Source organism: Clostridium sp. TF11-13AC (assembly GCF_003481065.1).
Classification (GTDB): Bacteria; Bacillota; Clostridia; order Lachnospirales; family Lachnospiraceae; genus Otoolea; species Otoolea fessa.
Genome location: NZ_QUKJ01000001.1, coordinates 302,870 through 324,133, shown reverse-complemented (window position 1 = coordinate 324,133; position 21,264 = coordinate 302,870). Strand labels below are relative to the sequence as shown.

22 protein-coding genes and 3 tRNA genes are annotated in these 21,264 nt (G+C 50.2%); all 25 read right to left on the bottom strand.

Annotated features, from left to right (window positions below):
- Nucleotides 1–6: 6 nt before the first annotated feature.
- On the bottom strand, nucleotides 7–1,068 hold the full coding sequence (locus DXD12_RS01425; protein WP_182457000.1) for a pilus assembly protein PilM: 1,062 nt from the start codon (nucleotides 1,066–1,068) through the stop codon (nucleotides 7–9).
- A 13-nt stretch (nucleotides 1,069–1,081) separates the two neighbouring features.
- On the bottom strand, nucleotides 1,082–1,858 hold the full coding sequence (locus tag DXD12_RS01420; RefSeq protein WP_107000047.1) for an A24 family peptidase: 777 nt from the start codon (nucleotides 1,856–1,858) through the stop codon (nucleotides 1,082–1,084).
- A 118-nt stretch (nucleotides 1,859–1,976) separates the two neighbouring features.
- The gene (locus DXD12_RS01415) at nucleotides 1,977–2,510 is read right to left on the bottom strand and encodes a type II secretion system protein (RefSeq protein ID WP_118637092.1); all 534 of its coding nucleotides are present in this window, start codon (nucleotides 2,508–2,510) and stop codon (nucleotides 1,977–1,979) included.
- A 403-nt stretch (nucleotides 2,511–2,913) separates the two neighbouring features.
- Nucleotides 2,914–3,333 (bottom strand): prepilin-type N-terminal cleavage/methylation domain-containing protein, encoded by a 420-nt coding sequence (locus DXD12_RS01410; RefSeq protein ID WP_118637090.1) that lies wholly within the window; start codon nucleotides 3,331–3,333, stop codon nucleotides 2,914–2,916.
- Between the two features lie 107 nt (nucleotides 3,334–3,440).
- Complete coding sequence (locus DXD12_RS01405) at nucleotides 3,441–4,664, bottom strand: type II secretion system F family protein (protein WP_118637088.1); 1,224 nt, start codon at nucleotides 4,662–4,664, stop codon at nucleotides 3,441–3,443.
- Between the two features lie 345 nt (nucleotides 4,665–5,009).
- Nucleotides 5,010–5,444, bottom strand: a complete 435-nt coding sequence (gene sufU, locus DXD12_RS01400; protein ID WP_107000051.1) for a Fe-S cluster assembly sulfur transfer protein SufU — start codon at nucleotides 5,442–5,444, stop codon at nucleotides 5,010–5,012.
- Entirely contained in the window at nucleotides 5,434–6,645 is a 1,212-nt protein-coding gene (locus DXD12_RS01395) for a SufS family cysteine desulfurase (protein ID WP_107000052.1), read from the bottom strand. The genes sufU and DXD12_RS01395 overlap by 11 nt, the downstream gene beginning before the upstream one ends.
- A 79-nt stretch (nucleotides 6,646–6,724) precedes the next feature.
- Nucleotides 6,725–7,867 carry a SufD family Fe-S cluster assembly protein gene (locus tag DXD12_RS01390; protein ID WP_118637086.1) on the bottom strand — a complete coding sequence of 381 codons (1,143 nt, stop codon included), beginning with the start codon at nucleotides 7,865–7,867 and terminating at the stop codon, nucleotides 6,725–6,727.
- A gap of 91 nt (nucleotides 7,868–7,958) precedes the next feature.
- On the bottom strand, nucleotides 7,959–9,365 hold the full coding sequence (sufB, locus tag DXD12_RS01385; protein ID WP_118490616.1) for a Fe-S cluster assembly protein SufB: 1,407 nt from the start codon (nucleotides 9,363–9,365) through the stop codon (nucleotides 7,959–7,961).
- 99 nt (nucleotides 9,366–9,464) lie between these two features.
- Nucleotides 9,465–10,235 carry a Fe-S cluster assembly ATPase SufC gene (gene sufC, locus DXD12_RS01380; RefSeq protein WP_107000429.1) on the bottom strand — a complete coding sequence of 257 codons (771 nt, stop codon included), beginning with the start codon at nucleotides 10,233–10,235 and terminating at the stop codon, nucleotides 9,465–9,467.
- Nucleotides 10,236–10,494: 259 nt separating this feature from the next.
- Complete coding sequence (locus tag DXD12_RS01375) at nucleotides 10,495–10,944, bottom strand: SpoVA/SpoVAEb family sporulation membrane protein (RefSeq protein ID WP_118637084.1); 450 nt, start codon at nucleotides 10,942–10,944, stop codon at nucleotides 10,495–10,497.
- Between the two features lie 15 nt (nucleotides 10,945–10,959).
- Complete coding sequence (locus tag DXD12_RS15495; RefSeq protein ID WP_243105118.1) at nucleotides 10,960–11,523, bottom strand: stage V sporulation protein AB; 564 nt, start codon at nucleotides 11,521–11,523, stop codon at nucleotides 10,960–10,962.
- Nucleotides 11,513–12,148 (bottom strand): stage V sporulation protein AA, encoded by a 636-nt coding sequence (locus DXD12_RS01360; RefSeq protein ID WP_118637082.1) that lies wholly within the window; start codon nucleotides 12,146–12,148, stop codon nucleotides 11,513–11,515. Before DXD12_RS01360 ends, DXD12_RS15495 begins: the two co-directional genes overlap by 11 nt.
- Nucleotides 12,145–12,357 (bottom strand): hypothetical protein, encoded by a 213-nt coding sequence (locus DXD12_RS01355; protein WP_022358678.1) that lies wholly within the window; start codon nucleotides 12,355–12,357, stop codon nucleotides 12,145–12,147. Before DXD12_RS01355 ends, DXD12_RS01360 begins: the two co-directional genes overlap by 4 nt.
- Before the next feature lie 121 nt (nucleotides 12,358–12,478).
- A complete protein-coding gene (locus DXD12_RS01350; RefSeq protein ID WP_118468787.1) occupies nucleotides 12,479–13,201 on the bottom strand; it encodes a SigB/SigF/SigG family RNA polymerase sigma factor in 723 nt (240 codons plus the stop codon).
- The gene (gene spoIIAB, locus DXD12_RS01345; RefSeq protein WP_118637498.1) at nucleotides 13,194–13,652 is read right to left on the bottom strand and encodes an anti-sigma F factor; all 459 of its coding nucleotides are present in this window, start codon (nucleotides 13,650–13,652) and stop codon (nucleotides 13,194–13,196) included. Before spoIIAB ends, DXD12_RS01350 begins: the two co-directional genes overlap by 8 nt.
- Nucleotides 13,653–13,794: 142 nt before the next feature.
- A complete protein-coding gene (locus DXD12_RS01340; protein WP_022358681.1) occupies nucleotides 13,795–14,142 on the bottom strand; it encodes an anti-sigma factor antagonist in 348 nt (115 codons plus the stop codon).
- A 247-nt stretch (nucleotides 14,143–14,389) separates the two neighbouring features.
- The gene (locus tag DXD12_RS01335) at nucleotides 14,390–15,811 is read right to left on the bottom strand and encodes a tetratricopeptide repeat protein (RefSeq protein ID WP_233430161.1); all 1,422 of its coding nucleotides are present in this window, start codon (nucleotides 15,809–15,811) and stop codon (nucleotides 14,390–14,392) included.
- Between the two features lie 6 nt (nucleotides 15,812–15,817).
- Nucleotides 15,818–15,973, bottom strand: a complete 156-nt coding sequence (locus DXD12_RS15180; protein WP_022358683.1) for a hypothetical protein — start codon at nucleotides 15,971–15,973, stop codon at nucleotides 15,818–15,820.
- A gap of 54 nt (nucleotides 15,974–16,027) precedes the next feature.
- Nucleotides 16,028–17,371, bottom strand: coding sequence for a Mur ligase family protein (locus tag DXD12_RS01330; RefSeq protein WP_118637080.1), 1,344 nt, complete (start codon nucleotides 17,369–17,371; stop codon nucleotides 16,028–16,030).
- Nucleotides 17,372–17,608: 237 nt separating this feature from the next.
- Nucleotides 17,609–17,681: transfer RNA gene (locus DXD12_RS01325), tRNA-Thr, on the bottom strand.
- A gap of 45 nt (nucleotides 17,682–17,726) precedes the next feature.
- Nucleotides 17,727–17,798 (bottom strand) — tRNA-Glu (locus DXD12_RS01320).
- An 18-nt stretch (nucleotides 17,799–17,816) separates the two neighbouring features.
- Nucleotides 17,817–17,890, bottom strand: a tRNA-Pro gene (locus DXD12_RS01315).
- Between the two features lie 130 nt (nucleotides 17,891–18,020).
- Nucleotides 18,021–18,356: a metal-sensing transcriptional repressor gene (locus tag DXD12_RS01310; RefSeq protein ID WP_022358560.1), complete on the bottom strand. Its 336-nt coding sequence runs from the start codon at nucleotides 18,354–18,356 to the stop codon at nucleotides 18,021–18,023.
- Between the two features lie 73 nt (nucleotides 18,357–18,429).
- Nucleotides 18,430–21,102, bottom strand: coding sequence for a heavy metal translocating P-type ATPase (locus DXD12_RS01305; protein WP_118637078.1), 2,673 nt, complete (start codon nucleotides 21,100–21,102; stop codon nucleotides 18,430–18,432).
- Between the last annotated feature and the right edge of the window lie 162 nt (nucleotides 21,103–21,264).

The window sequence follows — 21,264 nt, the reverse complement described above, 5'->3', positions numbered from 1 at the left end:
CCCTCCTTATGCAAGTAATACACCGTATGTCTGCGGGCTGTCGATCCACTCGTCTTCCTCATCCAAAGAGACCTCCGGCAGAAGCTCCGCCACACTCCGCACCGGCAGATCCAGCGTTTCTTTCAGCGCATCAATCAATTCCCCGTATCGTGCGCCTCCGCCGCAATAATAGAGGCTGTCGATCGTATTATTCACATTGTTGAAGCTATAAAAGTTCAAAACTCGCATGACCTGGACGGCGCGGGTCCGGTACTGCTCCTCCAGCACAGCCGCCATCTTTTCTTTGTCGGTCTCCTCGCGGTTTTCTTCCTCCACCTCAATTCCCAGTTCCTGCATCTTGTTCTTATCTCCCAAACGGATCTGCTCGATCTCCTCACAGCCCGGCTCCATGGTACGGGTAATATCATAGATCCCCTGGCGAAAGAAATGGATCCGCAATGCTTGGGTTCCCAGATCGAGAATCACATAGTCTTTCACAGTTTCCGATTTTTCTGCCCCCTCTGCGTTCTCTTTTTCTTCCTTTTTATGAGGTTCTGCATTCAGCTTTGTCTCCAAAGCCTTCTTCTCATCCGCCATTCTCTCTTCTGCATATTCCAGAATCCATTCCAGTCCCAGCACGGCCGGAACCAGACCGACCAATTTCAAGTGTGCCATCTTGGCCAGTTTTTCAAATTGCTGCGACAGCTCTTTCGTACACGCCGCACCAATCAAATCCATTTTTTCCTTATCCGCATGAATCATCGCATAATCAAAGACGTACTTATCCATCTCGTTTCCGATATAATCATGGAACTCATATGGAAGATTCAGCCGGAGCTGCTCCTCCGTCATCAGCGGCAGCTCAAAGCGCCGCACATACGCATCCTCCTGCCGGATGACAAACACGACGTTCCGGCAGCGGATCGCATACTCCTTCAACAAATCCTTTATTAAATCCGCATATTGACGCATATCGTTCCGGTCGATCCCCTCGACCCGCTCGCTGATAAATTCGCGAAGCTCGCCTTTTTCCGCATATGCAATCTTGATACGGTAATGTCCAATCTCAATTCCTAAACAATTCTTCATCTCTGCACTCCCTTTAAAAGAGCCCTGTATACCATTGTGTCCATATATCTCCATACAGCAGCATACAAAAACATGCCGCCGCAATCGCCGGTCCGAACGGAATTTTTTCCCTCCGACCGATGACAGAACCTGCAATTCCCAGCACACAGCTGAGAATCAGGAAAAATAATACCTCCCAGGCGGAACGCATATACAGTCCCGTCACAAAAAAAAGTTTTACATCGCCGCCCCCCAGGCTTTCTTTTCCGGTCAGGCGGTCAAACAGCAGGGAAAGTGCCAGCATACTGACAGCCAGTCCGGCACCGGTCAGAACTCCCCGCAGCATCTGTCTTCCCGGTTCCGGTAAGCCCAGCGCCGTGCCGAAAAAGATCAGGATTCCGGCTATCTGAAGCCGGTCCGGTATGATCCACGCGTGCAGATCTGTGAGTGTCAGACATAAAAGCACCATCCAGAGCAGAATTCCCCGCAGTGCCAGCACCGAGACATCGTACCGGTACATAATCAGACAGCATGCAATTCCTGAAACAAGTTCCGTCCAGAATGCCTCCGCCGGGATCTTCGCTCCGCAATAACGGCACCTGCCCCGCAGGCACAGCCGTGAAAAAAGCGGTACCAAATCCAGTACTCCCAGCACATGACCGCAGGCATCACAGTGGGATCTCCCTTTCAAAACGGACGTTCCGTTTAACATCCGCCCTGCCAGACAGTCTGTAAAACTTCCGAGCGCACAGCCCAGAATAAAAGTAATCATCAAAATGTAAATTGTTAAAAATGTGGTTTGATGCAGCATCAATGGAATATCTCCTGTCCGTACCCATGTTCTGTCTGTTTGTAAATCCCCAATATTTTATATCTTCCAAGATATGTAAAACGCTATCTTTATCTTAAAACGCCCAATTTCATTTCTTTTATTTGGCGCCAAATCCCGGCTTTGGACCAAATGGATTCTGGCTGGTTCCCCCTACTTCATTTCCCTCATAGAAAGGAGCGGTCTGAAGCGGAGACGTATTCGCATATGGATTAGCCGCCGGATTTCCGATGTAAACCAGAATATCTGTACACGGTGTCTTGGCTTCCATCGCCGTCTTCCGGTATTCCTGCCCCAGGTCATTTACCTTCTTTGTTCCACTTCCCTGTGCGTACTCAATGTGCGCGTTCTCTCCCTCTGCCTGACAGACAATCTTTCCCTCTTTTACATTGTATCGGTAATAGCGGTATTGCTTCTGCGGCTGGTTCTCGTAGCGTTCCAAGCTTTCCTTGCTTCCATACAGCATCGCCACGGCCGCTGCCTTCGCCGCACGGACATTCGCCTGATTGGCTGCGATGACCGCTTTTTTCCGCTGTGCCGTAAAAATCGGAATACTGATCGCCACCAGAATCCCTACGATCGCTATCACCACCAGAAGTTCTGCCAGTGTGAAACCGTGTTGGTTCTTTTTCATTTGCTCACCCACTTTTTATCAAAATGACCTGCTGACTTTGTTTTGATTCGTGCGTTGCAGGTCACGCTTATGTATCTGACAATGAATGGATTTTTCAATCCTGAAAAATTTCTGATGTGAACATCACTTTCATTCTAAACCTTCATGCGCCTGGCAGTCAGGTGTACCACCACAAATGAAAGCTCTGGCAGGCGCATTTAGCAAAAATGGATGGGAAACCCCATCCATTTTGCCACGTATGTGGTTTTTACTTATACTCGTAACTGTTTCATCACCTTCACAGTCACGCGCAAAAATCCATTAAAAATTTCCTACGGCAATGGGATTTTAGACTGCTGATCCATGTTTTCGTACGGTCAGCGCAGTAAATGCGCGAACCTGCTGAACAGTTACTTATACTCTATTATTTCGCATATAATGTAATTTCTGCACCATTAATTGTACCCGATGCTCCGGATTTCTTTTCTACTTTTACATTAATTGTTTTATACTGTACACTGCCGTCTTCAGTATCTATTACTGCCACAGTTACACCGTCCGTTGTAGTATTAATTTTCTCAACAGTACCTGTCGCTAAATCATAATTATAAATAACGTCATTTGCATTTGTCTCCATCTCATCTGTCATATACTGAGCAACCGCTGCCGCCTTCGCAGCTCTCAGGTTCGCCTGATTCGTAGCCTTTCTAGCCTTGCTCAGCTGTGCCGTAAATACCGGAATCGAGATTGCAACCAGGATGCCCACGATTGCAACAACCACCAGCAGCTCAGCCAGTGTGAAACCTTTTTTGTTCTCACGAACTTTCTTGATTAAGCCTTTCATAAAATCAATCTCCTTATTGTATAGTATTATATTAATGAACAGAGAATTATCTCTGCGCCATCCATCCTCTGCTGTATCACATTTCACATGTGTGCAGTCAATTACGCTTACATCAGATCGTACATCGTAAAGATAGGCAGATAAATCGACACTACGATGATACCCGCAAAAATCGCAAGCACCACCAGCATCGTCGGTTCCAGCAGTGCCAGAAGCCGCTGAATTCGATAATCCGCCTCGTTGGCATAATAATCGGCAACATTGTCCAGTGTCTCCTCGAGCTCACCGGTTTCTTCTCCGACGGAACACATATCGACCATCGTCGGCGGGAAATATTTCTTTCCCTGCAGACATTCCACCAGACTGCGTCCCCGCTCGATTCCTTCGCGCATGGAGCGGACATCCTCGCTCAGAAGTGCATTGTCCATGACCTTCGCCGTCGTGTCAACCGCCTGATTGATCGTGATACCCGCTGCCAGAAGCACCGACATTGTATTGGCAAACTGCGCTGCGCCGTTCATCTGGTTGATCGCGCCCACAAGTGGAAGGGATAACATGATCTTTGCTTTCTCAATCCGTCCCTGCGGCGTATTGCCGTAGACCTGCGAACCAATCTTCAAAAACGCCAGCACCGCCAGCATCAGCAGCCACCACTTCGCAAAGAAATGGGAAGTCGCGATCAGCATCCGCGTCATCAGCGGCAGCGTACCGCCCAGATCGGCAAATACATCTGCCAGTGTCGGGATAACCTTCGCCATAACGATAATCAGGACAACCACCGCAACCGCAACGACAAACAAAGGATAGGTCATCGCTCCCTTGATCTTCTCCGTCGTCTTGTAGGACTTTTCGTAAAACTTCTGAAGCCGGTCAAAGGATCGTTCCAGCGTACCAGACTGCTCGCCTGCCCGGATCGTCTCGATAAATGTGAGCGGAAAACGGTCGCTATACTTTTCCAGCGCCGACGCAACGGTACTTCCGGCAGCTACTTCCTCTGCCGCAGCCCCCATGATCTTCCGGATCCGCTTGTCCTCATTCTGATCTGCCAGCATACGCATCGCGCGTGCCACTGTCATGCCCGAATGAAGCGTGATCGCAAACTGTGAACACAGGATCGCCAGCTTCTTCGTCTTGATCCGCCTGCTTCCGATCTCCATCTCCAGGAGACTGCCGTCATCAGGTCTTTTCTTCTCTTTCTTCTGACTGATGCTCAGAAGAATCGGATAGTTTTCCCGGATTCTGGAAGCGGCTGCCGCTTCACTCTCAGCCTGGAGCACTCCCCGGACTTCTTTTCCATCCCGTCCCAGCGCTTTATATGAAAAATTTGGCATCTCTCATACCTCCAGCCACAGGATTCAGCTGTACGCCATCCGTATGTACATCGCCATCTGCATCCTTTTTATCATTATTTTAACATCTTTGTTTGTTTTTGTAAATATGCCGTCAATCTTTTGGATATTTTATACGAAACACGCATCTAGATCGGCTTTTTTTTGCTATTTTCTCTATACGTGCTTTGTTTTTGCCAATCTATTTTTGTATATATTTTCACCAACACATCTGACTTTTCTTTCTTTTCCAGACTATTTCAGGTATATAGATCATCAGAGCGGAAATGGTACGTCCCGCCCTGACACTCCCAAAAGAATAGCTCCCGTTTCTTTTTATCTTCTCTCTTATTTCTCGTTTTCCTTATCCAGCATCTCTTCCATCGTATGCCATCCCAGCACCGCGCATTTGACACGCGCCGGCATATGGGAAACATCGACCAGGGCACCGGCTTCCTCGAGTTCTTCGATCTCGTTCTCGCCTGCCTCGCCCTTGATCATCCGCAGGAACAGATCCGCCAGATGGCGTGCTTCCTCTTCGGATTTTCCGATGATCAGATCCAGCATGATATCAGCGGATGCCTGGGAGATTGCGCAGCCGCTTCCCTCAAAAGCACCGTCTACCACCTGTCCATCTTCGACCTTCAGCTGAAGAATGATGTCATCTCCACAGCTCGGATTGACGCCCTCTAATACCAGATTGGCATCCGGCAGCTTTTCTTTATGTAACGGATGCAGATTGTGATCCGTCAGTATTTCATTGTAAAAGGTTCTATTCTCCATATCCCATTTTCCTCCGGATTTCTTTCAGGTTCTGGACAAAACGGTCGATGTCCTCCTCCGTATTGTAGAACGCAAAGCTGGCACGCGCTGTTGCAAACACACCCAGATGTTTTAAAAGCGGCTGGGCGCAATGGTGGCCTGCGCGCACATTGACATTTGCGGCATCCAGAATCGACGCGATATCGTGCGGATGTACGCCGTCCACGGTAAAGCTGATAATTCCGTTGTGCTCTTCCGGCTTATCACTTCCCTGGATATGAACGCCCGGAATCTGCTGCATCGCCGTCATTGCCCGTGTTGTCAGCAGCTCCTCACGCTTCCGCACCTCGTCAAATCCGACGTTCATCAGATAATCGATCGCCGCCTGTAAGCCGACCGCACCGCCGCCATTGACGGTACCGGCTTCGAATTTGTGCGGCAGTTCGGCAAAGACTGCGGATTCCCGGCTGACCGAATCGATCATCTCGCCGCCCGTCAGGAACGGCGGCATCGCATCCAGAAGGGTCTCTTTTCCGTACAGGACGCCGATTCCCATCGGTGCCATCAGCTTGTGACCGGAAAATACAAGGAAATCTGCATCCAGTGCCTGCACATCCACCGGAATATGCGGGGCGCTCTGTGCCGCATCGATGACGATGACACCGCCTTTTTCATGCACCAGTTTCGTCAGCTTCTCTACCGGATTTCTGCGGCCAAGGACATTGGAAATCTGCGGCATCGCTGCGATCTTTGTCTTTTCTGTCACCAGGGCTTCCATATCCTCATCCCGGTAGGAACCATCCGGCTGACATTCCAGATAAACGAGCTTCGCGCCTGTCTGTCTGGATACCATCTGCCACGGCAGGATATTGCTGTGGTGGTTATCAATGCTGATTAAGATCTCATCGCCTGCTTTCAGACTAGTTAAACCATAACTGTACGCGATCAAATTCAGGCTCTCGGTGCTGTTGCGTGTAAACACGACCTCGCTCGTCTTTCCAGCATTGATAAATTCCCGCACGCGCTCTCTTGCCGCTTCATATGCCTCCGTCGCCTCGATTCCCAGCTCATAGAGCCCGCGGAGCGGATTGGCATTTTTCTTTGTATAGAAATCTTCCACTGCCTTTAATACCGCCTCCGGGCGCTGTGCCGTTGCCGCATTGTCCAGATATGCGATATCCGAACCCGCAAGCAGGGGAAAATCTTTCTTGTAATCTGTCATGTTCTGTTCCTTCTTATATATTTGTTTGTATACTTGCTGCAAAAACAAACCGCAGCCAACTTACAGTTTTTTCATTTTATTATCGCTTCTGGTTCATGAACTCCTGAACCTGCTTCTGTACTGCCTCGTCAGCTACCAGCTCATTCAGCGCGTCGATTCTCGCCCGCGCTACCATGCGCTCAGCTTCCTCTCTCGACAGTCCGCGGGAGCACAGATAAAACAGCGTTGCATCGTCCAGATCGCCCATCGAAGCGCCGTGATTTCCTTCGACATCTTCTTCCGCACACAGAATCAGCGGAATCGTCTGGTTTACGATGTCATCGCCGAGCAGCAGCACATCCTCGCGCTCAGTTCCCTTTGCCCCGGCGCATCCCGGCACGAAATCGATCGTTCCGCGGAACAGCTTGGAGGAACCGTCCTGCAAAACGCCAGAGACTTCCATCATACTCTCTGTCTTTTTGCCGCGGTGGCGTACTGTATAGTTCATATCCAGCTTCTGGTTTACACTGGTGTAATAGCCGATCTTCGCGTCAAATGCGCTCTTTTTTCCTTCCAGCTCGGTCAGGCAGCCCGCGTAGACCTTGCCTGCGCCCAGCTCCAGTTTCAAAAGCTCAAATGTGGCATTTTCTCCGCAGGACGCACCGATATCACTCAGGCAGGTATATCCGGCGCCGAGAAGCTGCACTTCCTGAAGCTGTACCTTTGCATTCTTTTCCGCATGAACCTTTACCTGGAACGAGGATGTTCCCTGTGCGTCCTCCCCGGAGCGGAATACGATCAGCACGTTTAAGCGGCTGTTTTCCTTTGCATCCAGGCAGAGGCGGTTCTGGTAACTGCCGTTTTTGTAATCGACGCAGAGAACCGTCCATTCTGTATTTTCATTCTGCAGCACAGCTGCCGCTTCCGCTGTCAGCCGGTAGATACTTCCCGCACCGGCATTTTCTTCTGCAACAGCCGTTCCATTTACAGTGTCCGTTCTATTTGCGCCAGCCGTTCCGCATTCCGCCGCCATTGCATCGTACTCGCGTCCCATGCCGGTCTGGATCTCGTCCCACTCTTTTCCGGAGATTTCTTTTTCCCAGGTCACACCTGCTGCCAGGCGCTCCGGTTTTATCAAAACACTTTCCTCCGGCCACTCAATCTGTATCTGGCTTTCGTTCATTCCCAGCCGGTTCCAGGTTCGGGTCGGAAGAATGTTTACTATCATTTCTTTCTGTCCCATTGTTTCCTCCTGTCGTTACCATTCATGCACTTGCATGCCCCGCAGCAGAATCTGTTATTTCAAAATCCCCGCTGCAAACAGTAACCATCTATTATCCGATACTGCCTTTCATCTCAAGCTGAATCAGGTTATTCATCTCAACCGCATACTCAAGCGGCAGCTCCTTCGATACATCATCCGCAAATCCGCTGACGATCATTGCGCGCGCGTCCTCCTCGCTGATGCCGCGTGACATCAGATAGAAAACAGCCTCGTCGCTGATCCGTCCAATCTTTGCCTCATGGCCGACGTTCGCATCGCGGGTCCGGATATCCATCGCCGGGACCGTATCGGAACGTGAAATATCATCCAGCATCAGGGACTGGCAGGAAACCGATGCCTTAGAACCGGATGCCTGTTTTCCAATCTGCACACTGCTTCGGAACGTACTGATACCGCCGTCCTTGGAAATAGATTTCGTATTAATATAGGAAGAAGTCCGTTTGCCCGTGTGGACTACCTTCGCACCGGTATCGAGGTTCTGACCTTCTCCGGCAAAAGTAATGCCGGTAAATTCCATCTTTGAATCGTCACCCTTTAAAATACTCATCGGGTACAGATACGATACATGGGAACCAAAGGAACCCGATACCCACTCGATCGTGCCACCCTCTTCCACAATCGCGCGCTTGGTGTTCAAATTGTACATATTTTTCGACCAGTTCTCGATCGTCGAATAGCGGAGTTTCGCATTTTTGCCGACGTACAGCTCAACACAGCCCGCATGCAGGTTTGCTACGTTATATTTCGGCGCAGAACAGCCCTCGATGAAATGCAGATATGCCCCCTCATCAACGATGATCAGAGTATGTTCAAACTGTCCGGCTCCCGGTGCATTGAGTCGAAAATAGGACTGAAGCGGGATCGTAACCGACACGCCCTTTGGCACGTACACAAAAGATCCGCCGGACCAGACCGCCCCGTGCAGCGCTGCAAATTTATGTTCCTGCGGTTTGACCAGATGCATAAAATGCGTCCGGATCATTTCCGCATATTCGCCGTGCATTGCGCTCTCCAGATCGGTGTAGACAACGCCCTGCGCCGCTACCTCCGCACGCACGTTATGATATACTAACTCCGAGTCATACTGGGCGCCCACGCCTGCCAGTGATTTCTGCTCCGCCTGCGGGATTCCCAGACGCTCAAAGGTATCTTTGATGTCCTTCGGAACCTCCGACCATTTAGCGCTCATCTTGGATTTCGGACGGACATAGGTTACGATGTTGTCCATGTCCAGATCCTCGATATCCGGTCCCCAGTTCGGAACCTGCAGGGAATTGTAAATCTGTAAGGACTGCAGACGGAACTGCTGCATCCATGCCGGGTCATTTTTCTCCTTAGAAATCTTCTCAACGATCTCCGGGGTCAGACCCGCTTTTACTTTATATGCGTCATTTTCTTTGTCTTTTATATCGTAGACGCTGCGATCAATGTCATCTACATACGTTTTTTCTTTCATGTTTGATGCCTCCATATTACCCGTGCTGATTCGTTATTACTGTCGCGTTATCCTGCAGCACCTTCGATTCCAAAAATGCCTGCCTGCGAACAGTAACGATTAGTTCCGGGCGTCTGCCACACCCGCCTCACGGATAAAGGATTCGTAGCCTTCCTGGTTGATCTTATCAACTAGGGAGCCGTCACCGGTTGCCACGATCTTTCCATCTACCATGATGTGCGTATAGTCAACATGCAGTGCATCGAGAATCCGGGTGCTGTGCGTGATAATAAGAAGCGCGCCGTTCTGGTTCTTCTGGTACTCTTCCACACCCTTAGAAACCAGACGGACTGCATCAACATCCAGACCAGAGTCTGTCTCATCGAGGATTGCCAGGCTCGGATTTAAGAGCATCAGCTGTAAAATCTCAGATTTTTTCTTCTCACCACCAGAAAAGCCCACGTTTAAGCTTCTCTGTGCATACGATTCATCCATCTGGAGAATGTCCATCGCCTTTTTGAGCTGTTTATGAAATTCCCAGATCTTTAAGTTCTTGCCAGTCTGCTGGCGCATCGCGCTCCGCAGGAAACTTTCCAACGAAAGTCCCGGTACCTCCAGCGGCTCCTGGAAGGACAGGAACATACCGGCTTTGGAACGCTTGTCCGTGGACTCATGTGTGATGTCCTCGCCCTTAAATAAGATCTGACCGCCCGTGATCTGATATCGCGGGTTTCCCATCAGGACGTTTCCGAGCGTCGATTTGCCCGCGCCGTTCGGTCCCATCAGGACATGTACCTCTCCTGCGCCGACGCTCAAATCAACGCCGTGCAGGATCTCTTTTTCTTCTATATTTGCTTTTATCTGATTTACTTCTAACACTTTTTCTGCCATAAAGCACTCCATTTCCGGGACCGGCTGAGACATTCATGCTCGGTCTGTCTGAACTGTGACAGCCGCCTCGTCACGAAAGCGGTTATCCTTCTTAGCAAACGTCCATCTCTCTGGTTCCTTTTTTCTATAATGAATCTGGCTGTTCAGACGGTCAGATTACCCTATGGCTATTATAGGTATTTATTTCCGGATTGTAAACCCTCATTTTTCACAAAACAAGAAAGATTCTTATTATATTATTGAGACTTTTTCTCGTTTATTATTGAGTCAGCATCATCCACCCCCAATACACAACCCCTAATCCCCACGAACTCAGAATCCCATACAGGATCACCGGACCCGCGATTGTAAATATTTTGCATCCGACACCAAACACCTGTCCTTCCGCCTTGTATTCCAGCGCCGGGGATGCAACTGAATTGGCGAATCCGGTGATCGGAACCAGCACACCAGCCCCAAAAACACGCGCCAGCCTCTGGAATACATTTGCCCCTGTCAGGATAACGCTGAGCAGAATCAGTCCCAGCATCGTCCAGAGCGCCGCCACTTTCTCCTCCATGCCTGTCTGAACCAGACAATTTGTGCTGATCTGCGCCGCCAGGCAGATCAGCCCGCCGGAAATGCCCGCCATCAACACATTTTTCCATGTACTGTGGACGGGCGTAACCGATTTGACATATGCTTCATATTGATCTTTTCTGGCTTCCATGGTTTCTCCTCTCTTCTACTGTCTTCCAATTCCATGTAAGAAATAATACAGCGAACCCGCACATTTCCCCGCCGCAATCGCGAGAAGGAGATATGGCAGCCCCACTGCCAGACGCAGGCGGCGGCTCAGCACCGGCAGGGCTTTCAATGTCTCTGCCAGCGACATGACGAGGCAGCCTACAAAAATACCACAGGAAAGTCCCGCAGCTGCTAGAAGCAGCTGTCCGGAAACATTTCCAAGCATCACCAGAAATCCAGCACCAGCTCCCGTTCTGCCACCGCCTTCTGCTGCCTTCTGCCACAACTCTGCCTCCGGCATTGCCGCTGACCACGCTATTCTCAGGAAACTCGCGGTCAGCTGTTTCACCTTCTCTGTAAATAAATCCACCACATTTCCAAACAATCCTCCCAGCGCGATAATCGTCTCATACAAGAAGATTTTCCCCTTCGACGCCGTCGCCGTCTTTCCAATCAGGCGCGGATAAACGCCGATGACCACCAGAAAGGCGTAGACTCCCGCTGCCACCGTGCTTCCCGCCGCCAGCCCCGCCAGCAAAAGCAGCGCTTCTTTAAGAAACATCGATGTCATCCTCCTTCCGCTCCTCGTTCTGAATCAGCGTTTTATTGACATTTTCCTCATACAGGCGCATTTCTACCTCCAGCGGCGTCGGATCGAGACTGAATTTCCAAGAAGTAAAATGGTTAAAAAACAGCAAAATCCCCACCGGAAGCCCGATCGAATAACCGACCTCCAACGCCGTTGTTCCGTCCGACGCCTGCCCCGTCGTGATCTCATATATTTTCCTGAATACATCCAGCACGTTTGCATCGTTGTTGAATGTCATGATCGCAAATGCCGCCCCGAAAAAGCAAATCAGGCAGACGAACAGCGTCTTGCACCATTCCCAGACAAGCGCCTGACGGCGCGGCGGCTGATAATGAATGACATAGTCCGTCTCCCCCAGATTCTGCACCGATGTCCCCGGAATTTCCCGTTCAATCTGCTGGATAATCTCCATGACGTTTCCAACCAGACGGCTTTCGCGCTGTTTCCCGCCGCCGCGGATCCTCTTCACGATCATCGCACGACAGCGGCTTTCCACGCTTTTTTCACTGCAATAAACTTCTCCCAGGCTTGCAAGCGGTACATTTTTCTCATGTACCTGCGTGATCTGGCTGAGTTTCAGATAGACCGTCTGTGTCATAATGCTGCCTTCTCCGTCTGTGCCTCCGGTCTCAAAAATGCCTCCGCGCTGTCCCCGGAATGCTGTACGAAGGTTCCGTCAATGTAGACGCTGTCCCGCCCCACTGCCATCAGACAGAGACAGAGCGCTGCCACAATCAGAATCATGCATCCGACCCAGATACAGATTCCCATCTTTTTTTTCATTGTCACTTTCACATTTCCCGTCATTTTTTTCCATCCTTCCTGTGTATTCTGGAAACTCCAAAAGTTCCTGTATCCAGTAGTATGGCTGTCTTTCAATGGAGTATGCACATTCATATATTCTGAATTATGAGCCTGTCTTTTTTTCTCATGTTTCTTCCAGCTTTGCGCGCATCTGCCCTAATATTTTCCGCTCGATCCGCGACACCTGTACTTGTGAAATGCCGAGCTGCGCCGCGATCTGAGTCTGTGTCTGATCATAAAAATAGTGCCGCACAATGATCTCCCGCTGCCGTCCATTGAGCATTTTCAGCAAATCTCCCAAAAGCATCCGGTCAAGCAGGACCTCATTCTCCGCTGTCTCCCCAGCAATCCGGTCCTGAAGCAGAAGACCAGTTTCTTCCCCGGCGCTGGCTGGTGCAGAGAGCGATTCAACCGGACTGTCCGCCGCCATCGATGCGGCAGCTTCCTCACAGCTCACTCCAATCTGCGCCGCCAGCTCTTCCAGCGTCGGCTCCCGCCCAAGCGCCGTGCAGAGCGCTTCCCGCGCTGCCCGGAGCCGCTGGTTTTGCTCTTTGATGGAACGGCTGACCTTGATGATCCCGTCATCCCGGAGAAAACGTTTGATCTCCCCCGCAATCATCGGCACCGCATACGTCGAAAAACGCACCTCATATGATAGGTCAAACTTATCAATCGCCTTCAACAGCCCGATACTTCCGATCTGAAATAAGTCCTCCGTCTCACACCCCCGCCCCGCAAAGCGGCGGACGATGCTCCATACAAGCCCCAGATTGTCTTTTACCAGCGCCTCCCGCGCCGTTTTATCGCCCTGGTGTGCCCGTTTGATCTGCTCGATGGTTTTATCCATAGAACTCCGCCGTTTCTTTTTCTTCCTGTTCTTTATTCATATATTCCCTTCCAATTCGCTTTTTCATCGTCACACACGTTCCGCAGCCCACCTTGGACTCCACCTCGACCTCATCCATAAACGCTTCCATAAACGAAAAGCCCATCCCTGAGCGCTCGCCGGTCGTGTCTGTCGTATACATCGGCTCCATCGCCTTTTCCACATCCAGGATTCCTTTTCCCTCATCCCGGACCGAAATTATCAGTTCTTCTCCCTCAATCCGCGCTTCTATGTAAATAATTCCGATTTCATCGCTATACCCATGAATCACCGCATTTGTCACTGCCTCCGAGACCGCCGTTTTCACATCCTCCAGCTCCTCCATCGTCGGATTCATCCGGCTCATAAAGACTGCCGCTGTGACACGGGCAAACTCCTCGTTCGATGAATGGCTGTCTATCTCCAGGTGCATCCACGTGCCATTCTTCTCTGCTTGTCTCTGTTCCTTCTGTTTAAATTTTCTGTATTCTTCTGAATCTTTTATTTTTTTAAGTTTTCCTTTCACTTCCGTTTCTGATACAGATATATCATCCGCATACATATTCATCTCTCCTTTAATGTCTCCCATCCAGTGCCTCCTCTCTCGTCCGGTACGACTGCACCAAACGATACACGCCGCCGATCCGCAAAATCCGGCGCATCCGCTCGCCTGCCCCGTACACCGCCACCGTGCCGCTGCTACCCTCCATCTGCTTATACCGGTTGAGAATTACACCGATCCCGGAACTATCCATAAATTCCGTCCCTGAAAAATCAAAAATAATCCGGTTAATATAATTTTCCGCCAGAAGCAGGTCTGTTTCATATTTGAGTGTCAGGCAGTTATGATGATCTACCTCCTTCGGCAGATGAATCACCAGCGCCGAATCGATCGCTTCGTATGTAAACATATTTCGTTCCATATCAGGATTCCCCCTTTTTCGATTTTTTATGCAGCCTTTTCCTATATACCTAAAAAGAATGTGCTTTGGCACATTCGGGCGTCTCGCGCGGTCGCTTGCGACATGTTTCTGCTTCGCGCGAGTGCGCATCCTCGCGGAGCGTTTTTTGTTTCATAGGACGCAATTTCCTATGAAACAAAAAAGCACCGTAAAGTTTTTATCTTTACAGTGCTTTTCTTCTTAATTATCTGCCGTATTATATTTGTACTTACTGCGCCGCTTGCGTCTCCGCTCCGCTGCCTGCTGCCGTTTCGTCCGCCGCAGTCTCTCCCTGACTGATGATGGACTGACCTGGAACTGCAGCCTGCTGGTTATCCGGCGCAAGCTCGGCGAGCTGCTGTCTTGCCTTGTCCGCCTGCTCGGAATCCGCATACTGGGTCACAATCTGCGTAAACATTTCGACCGCCTTGTCTGTCTCGCCCTGTGCCCGGTAAATCATACCCATGCTGAAGATAACCTTCGGGTTTGCCGGACGGATCGCCAGACAGGTCTGGTAATCTGCCAGTGCTTCCGCCATACGGCCTGCCGACCACATCGTGTATGCCAGATCCTCCAGCGTCTGGTAGCCGTTTGTCTCGATGTCCTGCTTTACCCCGTTGGCAATGGAAACGACCGTCTCGTCCGTAAATAACGACGGATCAAAGCCCTCATAATAGGTAACCGCCTCTGCCAGGTTATTGTTGCGGTATGCCTGCAGCATTTTGACGAGCTTCGCATACTGGTTCAGAACGCTGTCATTGCTGTTGAGCATCGTATCCAGCTTGTTCTCCGCCTCTTCTTTGTCCTTTTTCGAGGTCTCAATGCTCTCATTTAAACTGTCAATCTCTTCATTTTTCTGATTGAGCTGCTCGTTGTACTGGAGCATTTCCTGCGTATGTGCATTATTTGCCTGCTTAATCTTGGCTGGCATCACCAGGAAAAAGATAACTGCCGCGCCCAAAAGCAGTCCAGCGCCGATATTGAGCACTGACTGCAGTCCCGTATTCTCCTTGTACGTCGGCGGCATAATGACATCATCATCCTGCATCTGGCGGTGGGAAAATGCGTTTTTCAACTTTCTCCGCTCGATATCCGCCTTGCCGGTATGTTCCTTAACAATCTCCATATACCAGTTCGCCTTGGGATTGTTTTTATCAATCTTGAGTACCTTATACAGGGATTTGCCCGCTTTCGTATAATCCTCATGACTAATATGCAAAAGAGCCAATAGAAGATGTGCTTTTACAAATCTTGGATTAGCTTCTACAACTCTTGTAAGCTGTAAGGTCGCCAGATCGTCGCTTCCGGTCTGCGCCTGCAGAAGCGCCTGATTATATTTCTGAATCGTCGCGCTCGCCTGATCCAGACGATCCTGCTTGCGCTGAATCTGGTCTAAATAATAATCAGCCCGGTTATCCTGCTCCTTAAAGTTCATGCTGATAACCCACTGCACCAGCGCCTCCGACACCTCACCCATCTCATAATAGATAAGTCCGAGAAGATTTCTGGCATCAATATGATACTTGTTCAGGTTCAGGCATTTTTTCAGATACTCGACCGCCCCTGTTAAATCCCGTCTCTTTGCCCGTTCCAGCCCGGCATTGTAAAAGCTGTTGGAAATCAGGCGAATTTTTCTTGTTCGATCCATCATGTCCGCCTATTCCTTCATATGTTTTAAAAGTTCCATCATAATATCCGACATATCTGTCAGGTCACTCTTCACGATCGCCTCGCCGACCTCCTCGACCTCCAGACTCGGTTTAAAATGTTCGATTTCTTCTTCGAAATTGATTGTCATTCCTTCGCCACTCATGTTTTTCCTCCAGAGTTTCTTCCTTTATTACATGGATATACATTCCCGCTAATCTTACACCATTCTGGCGGTGCTGTCAAATCCAGTTCGGGAAATCTTTTTCTCCAGCTCTCCGATTAAATACAAAGAACCCACACAGAAGCAGGTATCCTCCGGACGTTTTTCCTGAACCAGTGTCTGATAAGCTGTTTTTACATCTGGTATACTTTGAACCTCACAGCCATCTGCCACCCGGTGTGCTGCTTTTTCCATCGCCTCCATCGAAAGTGCCCGCGATGTATATAAATGAGTCAGCACCAATCGATCCGGCTTCAGTTTCCGCATCAGTGTTTCCAGCATCGATTCATAATTTTTATCTGAAACGGCTGCAAACAGCAGAAAAATCCGACCATCTTTCCCGGACTCTTCTCTTCTGCGCGCTGCCACCTCTGCCGACGCGCCCACAAACGCACGGATTCCGCCCTCATTGTGAGCGCCATCCAGATAAACTCCGTCCTCGATCTCCTCCATGCGTCCGCGCCATACCGCATTCCGGATGCCCGCTGCCGCTGTCTCCCCATCCACTGCAAGAAGCTGCGCCGCCTGGTAAGCGATGCAGGCGTTGACTGCCTGATATTCCGCTTCGAAGGGAATAAACAGACGCTGGCTTTTCTCTTTTATCATCAGGCTCATCCCGCCATGTTCCCGCCGAAGATCCGTATACACTTCCGGGCTGATCGGATATGCCGGACAGGAAAGTTGCGACGCCCGATTTCTGATAACTGCTGAAGCCTCCGCATCCGTATCATCGTACACCACCGGCACATTTTTTTTCAAGATTCCCGCCTTTTCGCCCGCGATCTGTGTCACCGTGCCGCCCAGGTATTCCATATGGTCAAGGCTGATCGAAGTGATAACCGTAAGCGCTGGATGCTCGATGCAGTTCGTTGCATCCAGCCGTCCGCCAAGCCCCGTTTCCAGAATGACATACTCCGGCTTTTTCCGGCGCACCATCCACATGAACATCAAAAACAGATATTCAAAATACGTCGGACGCCCCAGTCCTTCCTGCTCAAAATGAACATATGATGCCTTAACCGCCTCAAATGCCTCCAGGAACAGTGCATCGTCTGCTTCCTGTCCATCAAAGGAAAAACGCTCCGTCACGCGTACCAGATGAGGAGACGTAAACCGCGCCGTCTGCTTCCCGGCTTTCTGCAAAATCGCATCGAGAAACGAGCAGACCGACCCTTTTCCATTCGTTCCGGCCACATGTACGATTCTTTCCTCCTGCGGCAATGCATTCAGATATGAAAGCATCCTGCGAAGTCCCTCCGCTGTATGTTTTTCACTGGTAAATTTCGGTATCTCATTCAGATATGCATCTGCCGCTTCTACCGTCCATTCTTCTTGTCTCATGGCGTGAAATATCCTTTCCTGGAAAACGGAAGCGGCAGTACGAACTCTGCCGTCTGCCGCCTTGTCTTTTGTATGTTATTATTTTATATCATTTGCGGAGATCGTGCAAGTGGTTATATGGAATAAAGGCCGTACCTTCTTGTGTAATAGTAACTGTTCACAGGCAATGGAGAATTCCAAGGTATTTCCTATTATGCAAGAAACCCCTCTTGATAATCAAGAGGGGTTCCACTCATCAGCTCCCTGCCGGACTTGAACCGGCGACCTACGCATTACGAATGCGTCGCTCTACCAACTGAGCCAAGGAAGCATTTTAATTTGAAAAATGCTCTGGAAAACCCAAAGCAACTTTCGATGACCTGTCCGGGAATCGAACCCGGGTTTACGCCGTGAGAGGGCGTCGTCTTGACCGCTTGACCAACAGGCCGTATGTTTTATAATAGAATCGAGGCGACGTGATTCGAACACGCGACCTCTGCGTCCCGAACGCAGCGCTCTACCAAACTGAGCCACGCCTCGATTACATGACGTAGTATAATATAAATCCAGGAAAATGTCAACACCTTTTTTGAAGAATTTTTAAAAATATTTATTATGTTTAATATTTCGCTATAGTTGCTTGTGTTTGCTCAATTCAATAAATTTATATTTACTTCATCAGCTTCTGAATCGTCTTGCACAGCTCCTCAACCGCTTCTTCCCCATTTCCCGCCTCTATATCATCGACCACACAGGTTTTGATATGGTTGGACAGCAGGACTTTGGAAAAACTGTTCAGCGCCGCCTGAACCGCTGATACCTGGTTTAATATATCGACGCAGTATCGCTCGTCTTCCACCATCGCCTTCACACCGCGCACCTGTCCCTCGATCCGGTTTAAACGTTTCAGCAGATCTTTTTCTTCGGTCAGGTTTCTGTGTTTGTGGCGTTCCGTCTCTCCTCCCTGACAGACCTGCGCTTGTGATTCACATTTACAACAGCCCATGCTTTTCTCCTATCTTTTATCAAAATGCTGCGAAATGGCATATTAATTCCACCATTTCGCAGCTTTTTTCATCCTACTGAATCGAGTCCACCTTATAATCCTGTGCCTCAACCGCCTCTTTCAACGTATCGTCCGCCACATCCGCACTCATGCTTACGACCGCGGTTCCTTTCTCATGGCTGACCTCTGCGCTCTCCACGCCTGCCAGTGCCTCCAACGCCTTCTTTACGCGTGCCTCACAGTGTCCACACATCATTCCTTCGATATTCATTGTCTTTGTCATCGTTATTCCCTCCATATTTATATTATTTTTTTGATTCTCACTTTTTTGCATTTCTTTTGAAACAGTTTCATTTCCATTTGCTGTTTGCCCAATTGACCGGGTGTCTTCTGCCCCCATCCTAACTGCACCTGCGTTTTCTGCTTTATCTCCACCTTTATTAGCAGTCTTCTCAGCCCTCTTCCGCATCGGATGATCCTTCGATGCATCGTGCATCTTAAACAAATTCAGCCGCAGCGCGTTCGTCACTACGCAGAAGCTGGATAAGCTCATCGCTGCAGCGCCGAACATCGGATTTAATTTCCATCCAAAGATAGGATACCACAAACCGGCGGCAAGTGGAATACCCACAACATTGTAAAAGAATGCCCAGAACAGGTTTTCGTGAATATTTCGAAGCGTCGCACGGCTTAGACGGATTGCCGCCGGAACATCGCTCAAACGGCTCTTCATCAGCACCACATCCGCGGCATCAATCGCGATATCTGTACCGGCTCCGATCGCGATACCTATATCGGCACGCGTGAGCGCCGGGGCATCATTGATGCCATCACCGACCATTGCCACCTTGCCCTGTTCTTTCAGGCTGCGGATGACACTCTCTTTCCCATCCGGAAGTACTCCGGCAATGACTTCATCCACACCAGCCTGTGCCCCAATCGCACGGGCAGTCCGCTCATTATCTCCGGTCAGCATGACCACACGGATTCCCATGTTCTGCAGTTCCTTGACCGCCTGCGGGCTGTCTTCCTTGATGACATCTGCCACGGCAATCATACCAGCCAGACGACCATTTTTCATAAAGCACAGCGGCGTCTTGCCTTCCGATGCCAGACGCTCAAAGGATGCCTGTTCCTGTGCGGACACCGTCGTATGTCCGCTGATATAGGAAAAACTTCCGCCTGCCAGTGAAGCGCCGTCTAACGTACCGGAAAGTCCATTACCCGGCAGCGCCTGGAAATCAGCCGCCTCCGGCGCATCAATCTGCTGTTCTTTTGCATAGAGAAGAACAGCTTTCGCCAATGGGTGCTCACTCTTCTTTTCCAGGGAAAGCGCCAGGCTTACCAGCTCCTTCTCAGTCACACCTCCAGACGGGATGACGTCGGTCACACGCGGCTCGCCGCTGGTGATCGTACCCGTCTTATCAAGCGCTACAATGTCCATTTTTCCGGTTTCTTCCAGCGAAACAGCTGTCTTGAACAAGATTCCGTTTTTCGCGCCCATGCCGTTGCCGACCATAATCGCAACCGGCGTAGCCAGTCCCAGTGCACACGGGCAGCTGATAACCAGTACGGAAATACCTCGCGCCAGTGCGAATCCAAACGTCTGTCCTGCCAACAGCCAGATAATCGTTGTCACCACTGCGATCGTGATAACCGCCGGGACAAACACGCCGGAAACCCGATCTGCAATCTTGGCGATCGGCGCTTTCGTCGCCGCCGCGTCGCTGACCATGCGGATGATCTGCGACAGGGAGGTATCTTCACCGACTCTGGTCGCCTCACAGCGCAGATAACCAGACTGGTTGACCGTTGCCGCCGAAACCGGGTCACCCTGTGCCTTATCCACCGGAATACTCTCGCCGGTCAGTGCTGCCTCGTTGACCGCGCTTGTTCCTTCCAGGACCACACCGTCCACCGGGATATTTTCACCTGGGCGTACAACAAATACATTACCCTTCTTTACCTCGTCAATCGGAACCTTTGTTTCCACTCCATCCCGGATGATAACAGCTGTCTTCGGTGCCAGTTTCATCAGTCCCTTTAAGGCATCCGTCGTTTTTCCCTTGGAACGCGCCTCCAGCATTTTTCCGACTGTGATCAGCGCCAGAATCATTGCCGCCGACTCAAAGTAAAATTCATGCATGTAGGACATGACTGCCGTGTCGTTGCCCTTTAACTGGGCGTCCGTCATCGCAAACAACGCATATGTGCTGTAGATAAACGACGCGCCGGAACCAAGTGCTACCAACGTGTCCATGTTCGGGGCGCGGTGTAAAAGTCCCTTGAAACCGCTGATAAAGAATTTCTGGTTAATCACCATGATAATTCCGGCCAAAAGGAGCTGCAAAAGTCCCATCGCCACATGGTTGCCATCCATAAAGTGCGGCAGCGGCCAGCCCCACATCATATGTCCCATCGACATATACATAAGGACTGCTAAGAATCCCAGCGATGCGATCAGACGGTGTTTTAAGACCGGCGTCTCCCGATCTTTTAAGGCGTCCTCTGCCTCCGACGCGCTCTGCGCCTGCGCTGCAGTGCCCTGTCCTTTCAGGGATGCGCCATATCCGGCATCTTCCACCGCATGAATCACGGTCTCCGGGGGCACATCGCCCTCGACGCCCATCGAATTTGTCAGCAGGCTGACCGAGCATGCCGTGACACCCGGCACTTTCGATACTGCCTTTTCAACCCGGCTGCTGCATGCCGCGCAGCTCATGCCGGTTACTGTATATTGCTTCATGGTCTCCTCCTATCTCTTAACTGCCTTTATAATATACCCCCATAGGGTATATGTCAACCCCAATTTCATTTATGATCTCTTTTTCTCAACAAAATAATAATGGACGCAAAAAGACTCTGTCCGGAGAATTTCCCCTTACAGAGTCTTTTATACATTCGCATC

Excerpts from the sequence above, each read along its gene's own strand:
- DXD12_RS01425 (WP_182457000.1), bottom strand. The coding sequence starts at position 1,068 with ATGAAGAATTGTTTAGGAATTGAGATTGGACATTACCGTATCAAGATT.
- DXD12_RS01420 (WP_107000047.1), bottom strand. The coding sequence starts at position 1,858 with ATGCTGCATCAAACCACATTTTTAACAATTTACATTTTGATGATTACT.
- DXD12_RS01415 (WP_118637092.1), bottom strand. The coding sequence starts at position 2,510 with ATGAAAAAGAACCAACACGGTTTCACACTGGCAGAACTTCTGGTGGTG.
- DXD12_RS01410 (WP_118637090.1), bottom strand. The coding sequence starts at position 3,333 with ATGAAAGGCTTAATCAAGAAAGTTCGTGAGAACAAAAAAGGTTTCACA.
- DXD12_RS01405 (WP_118637088.1), bottom strand. The coding sequence starts at position 4,664 with ATGCCAAATTTTTCATATAAAGCGCTGGGACGGGATGGAAAAGAAGTC.
- sufU (WP_107000051.1), bottom strand. The coding sequence starts at position 5,444 with ATGGAGAATAGAACCTTTTACAATGAAATACTGACGGATCACAATCTG.
- DXD12_RS01395 (WP_107000052.1), bottom strand. The coding sequence starts at position 6,645 with ATGACAGATTACAAGAAAGATTTTCCCCTGCTTGCGGGTTCGGATATC.
- DXD12_RS01390 (WP_118637086.1), bottom strand. The coding sequence starts at position 7,867 with ATGGGACAGAAAGAAATGATAGTAAACATTCTTCCGACCCGAACCTGG.
- sufB (WP_118490616.1), bottom strand. The coding sequence starts at position 9,365 with ATGAAAGAAAAAACGTATGTAGATGACATTGATCGCAGCGTCTACGAT.
- sufC (WP_107000429.1), bottom strand. The coding sequence starts at position 10,235 with ATGGCAGAAAAAGTGTTAGAAGTAAATCAGATAAAAGCAAATATAGAA.
- DXD12_RS01375 (WP_118637084.1), bottom strand. The coding sequence starts at position 10,944 with ATGGAAGCCAGAAAAGATCAATATGAAGCATATGTCAAATCGGTTACG.
- DXD12_RS15495 (WP_243105118.1), bottom strand. The coding sequence starts at position 11,523 with ATGTTTCTTAAAGAAGCGCTGCTTTTGCTGGCGGGGCTGGCGGCGGGA.
- DXD12_RS01360 (WP_118637082.1), bottom strand. The coding sequence starts at position 12,148 with ATGACACAGACGGTCTATCTGAAACTCAGCCAGATCACGCAGGTACAT.
- DXD12_RS01355 (WP_022358678.1), bottom strand. The coding sequence starts at position 12,357 with ATGACGGGAAATGTGAAAGTGACAATGAAAAAAAAGATGGGAATCTGT.
- DXD12_RS01350 (WP_118468787.1), bottom strand. The coding sequence starts at position 13,201 with ATGGATAAAACCATCGAGCAGATCAAACGGGCACACCAGGGCGATAAA.
- spoIIAB (WP_118637498.1), bottom strand. The coding sequence starts at position 13,652 with ATGCACCTGGAGATAGACAGCCATTCATCGAACGAGGAGTTTGCCCGT.
- DXD12_RS01340 (WP_022358681.1), bottom strand. The coding sequence starts at position 14,142 with ATGGAACGAAATATGTTTACATACGAAGCGATCGATTCGGCGCTGGTG.
- DXD12_RS01335 (WP_233430161.1), bottom strand. The coding sequence starts at position 15,811 with ATGATGGATCGAACAAGAAAAATTCGCCTGATTTCCAACAGCTTTTAC.
- DXD12_RS15180 (WP_022358683.1), bottom strand. The coding sequence starts at position 15,973 with ATGAGTGGCGAAGGAATGACAATCAATTTCGAAGAAGAAATCGAACAT.
- DXD12_RS01330 (WP_118637080.1), bottom strand. The coding sequence starts at position 17,371 with ATGAGACAAGAAGAATGGACGGTAGAAGCGGCAGATGCATATCTGAAT.
- DXD12_RS01310 (WP_022358560.1), bottom strand. The coding sequence starts at position 18,356 with ATGGGCTGTTGTAAATGTGAATCACAAGCGCAGGTCTGTCAGGGAGGA.
- DXD12_RS01305 (WP_118637078.1), bottom strand. The coding sequence starts at position 21,102 with ATGAAGCAATATACAGTAACCGGCATGAGCTGCGCGGCATGCAGCAGC.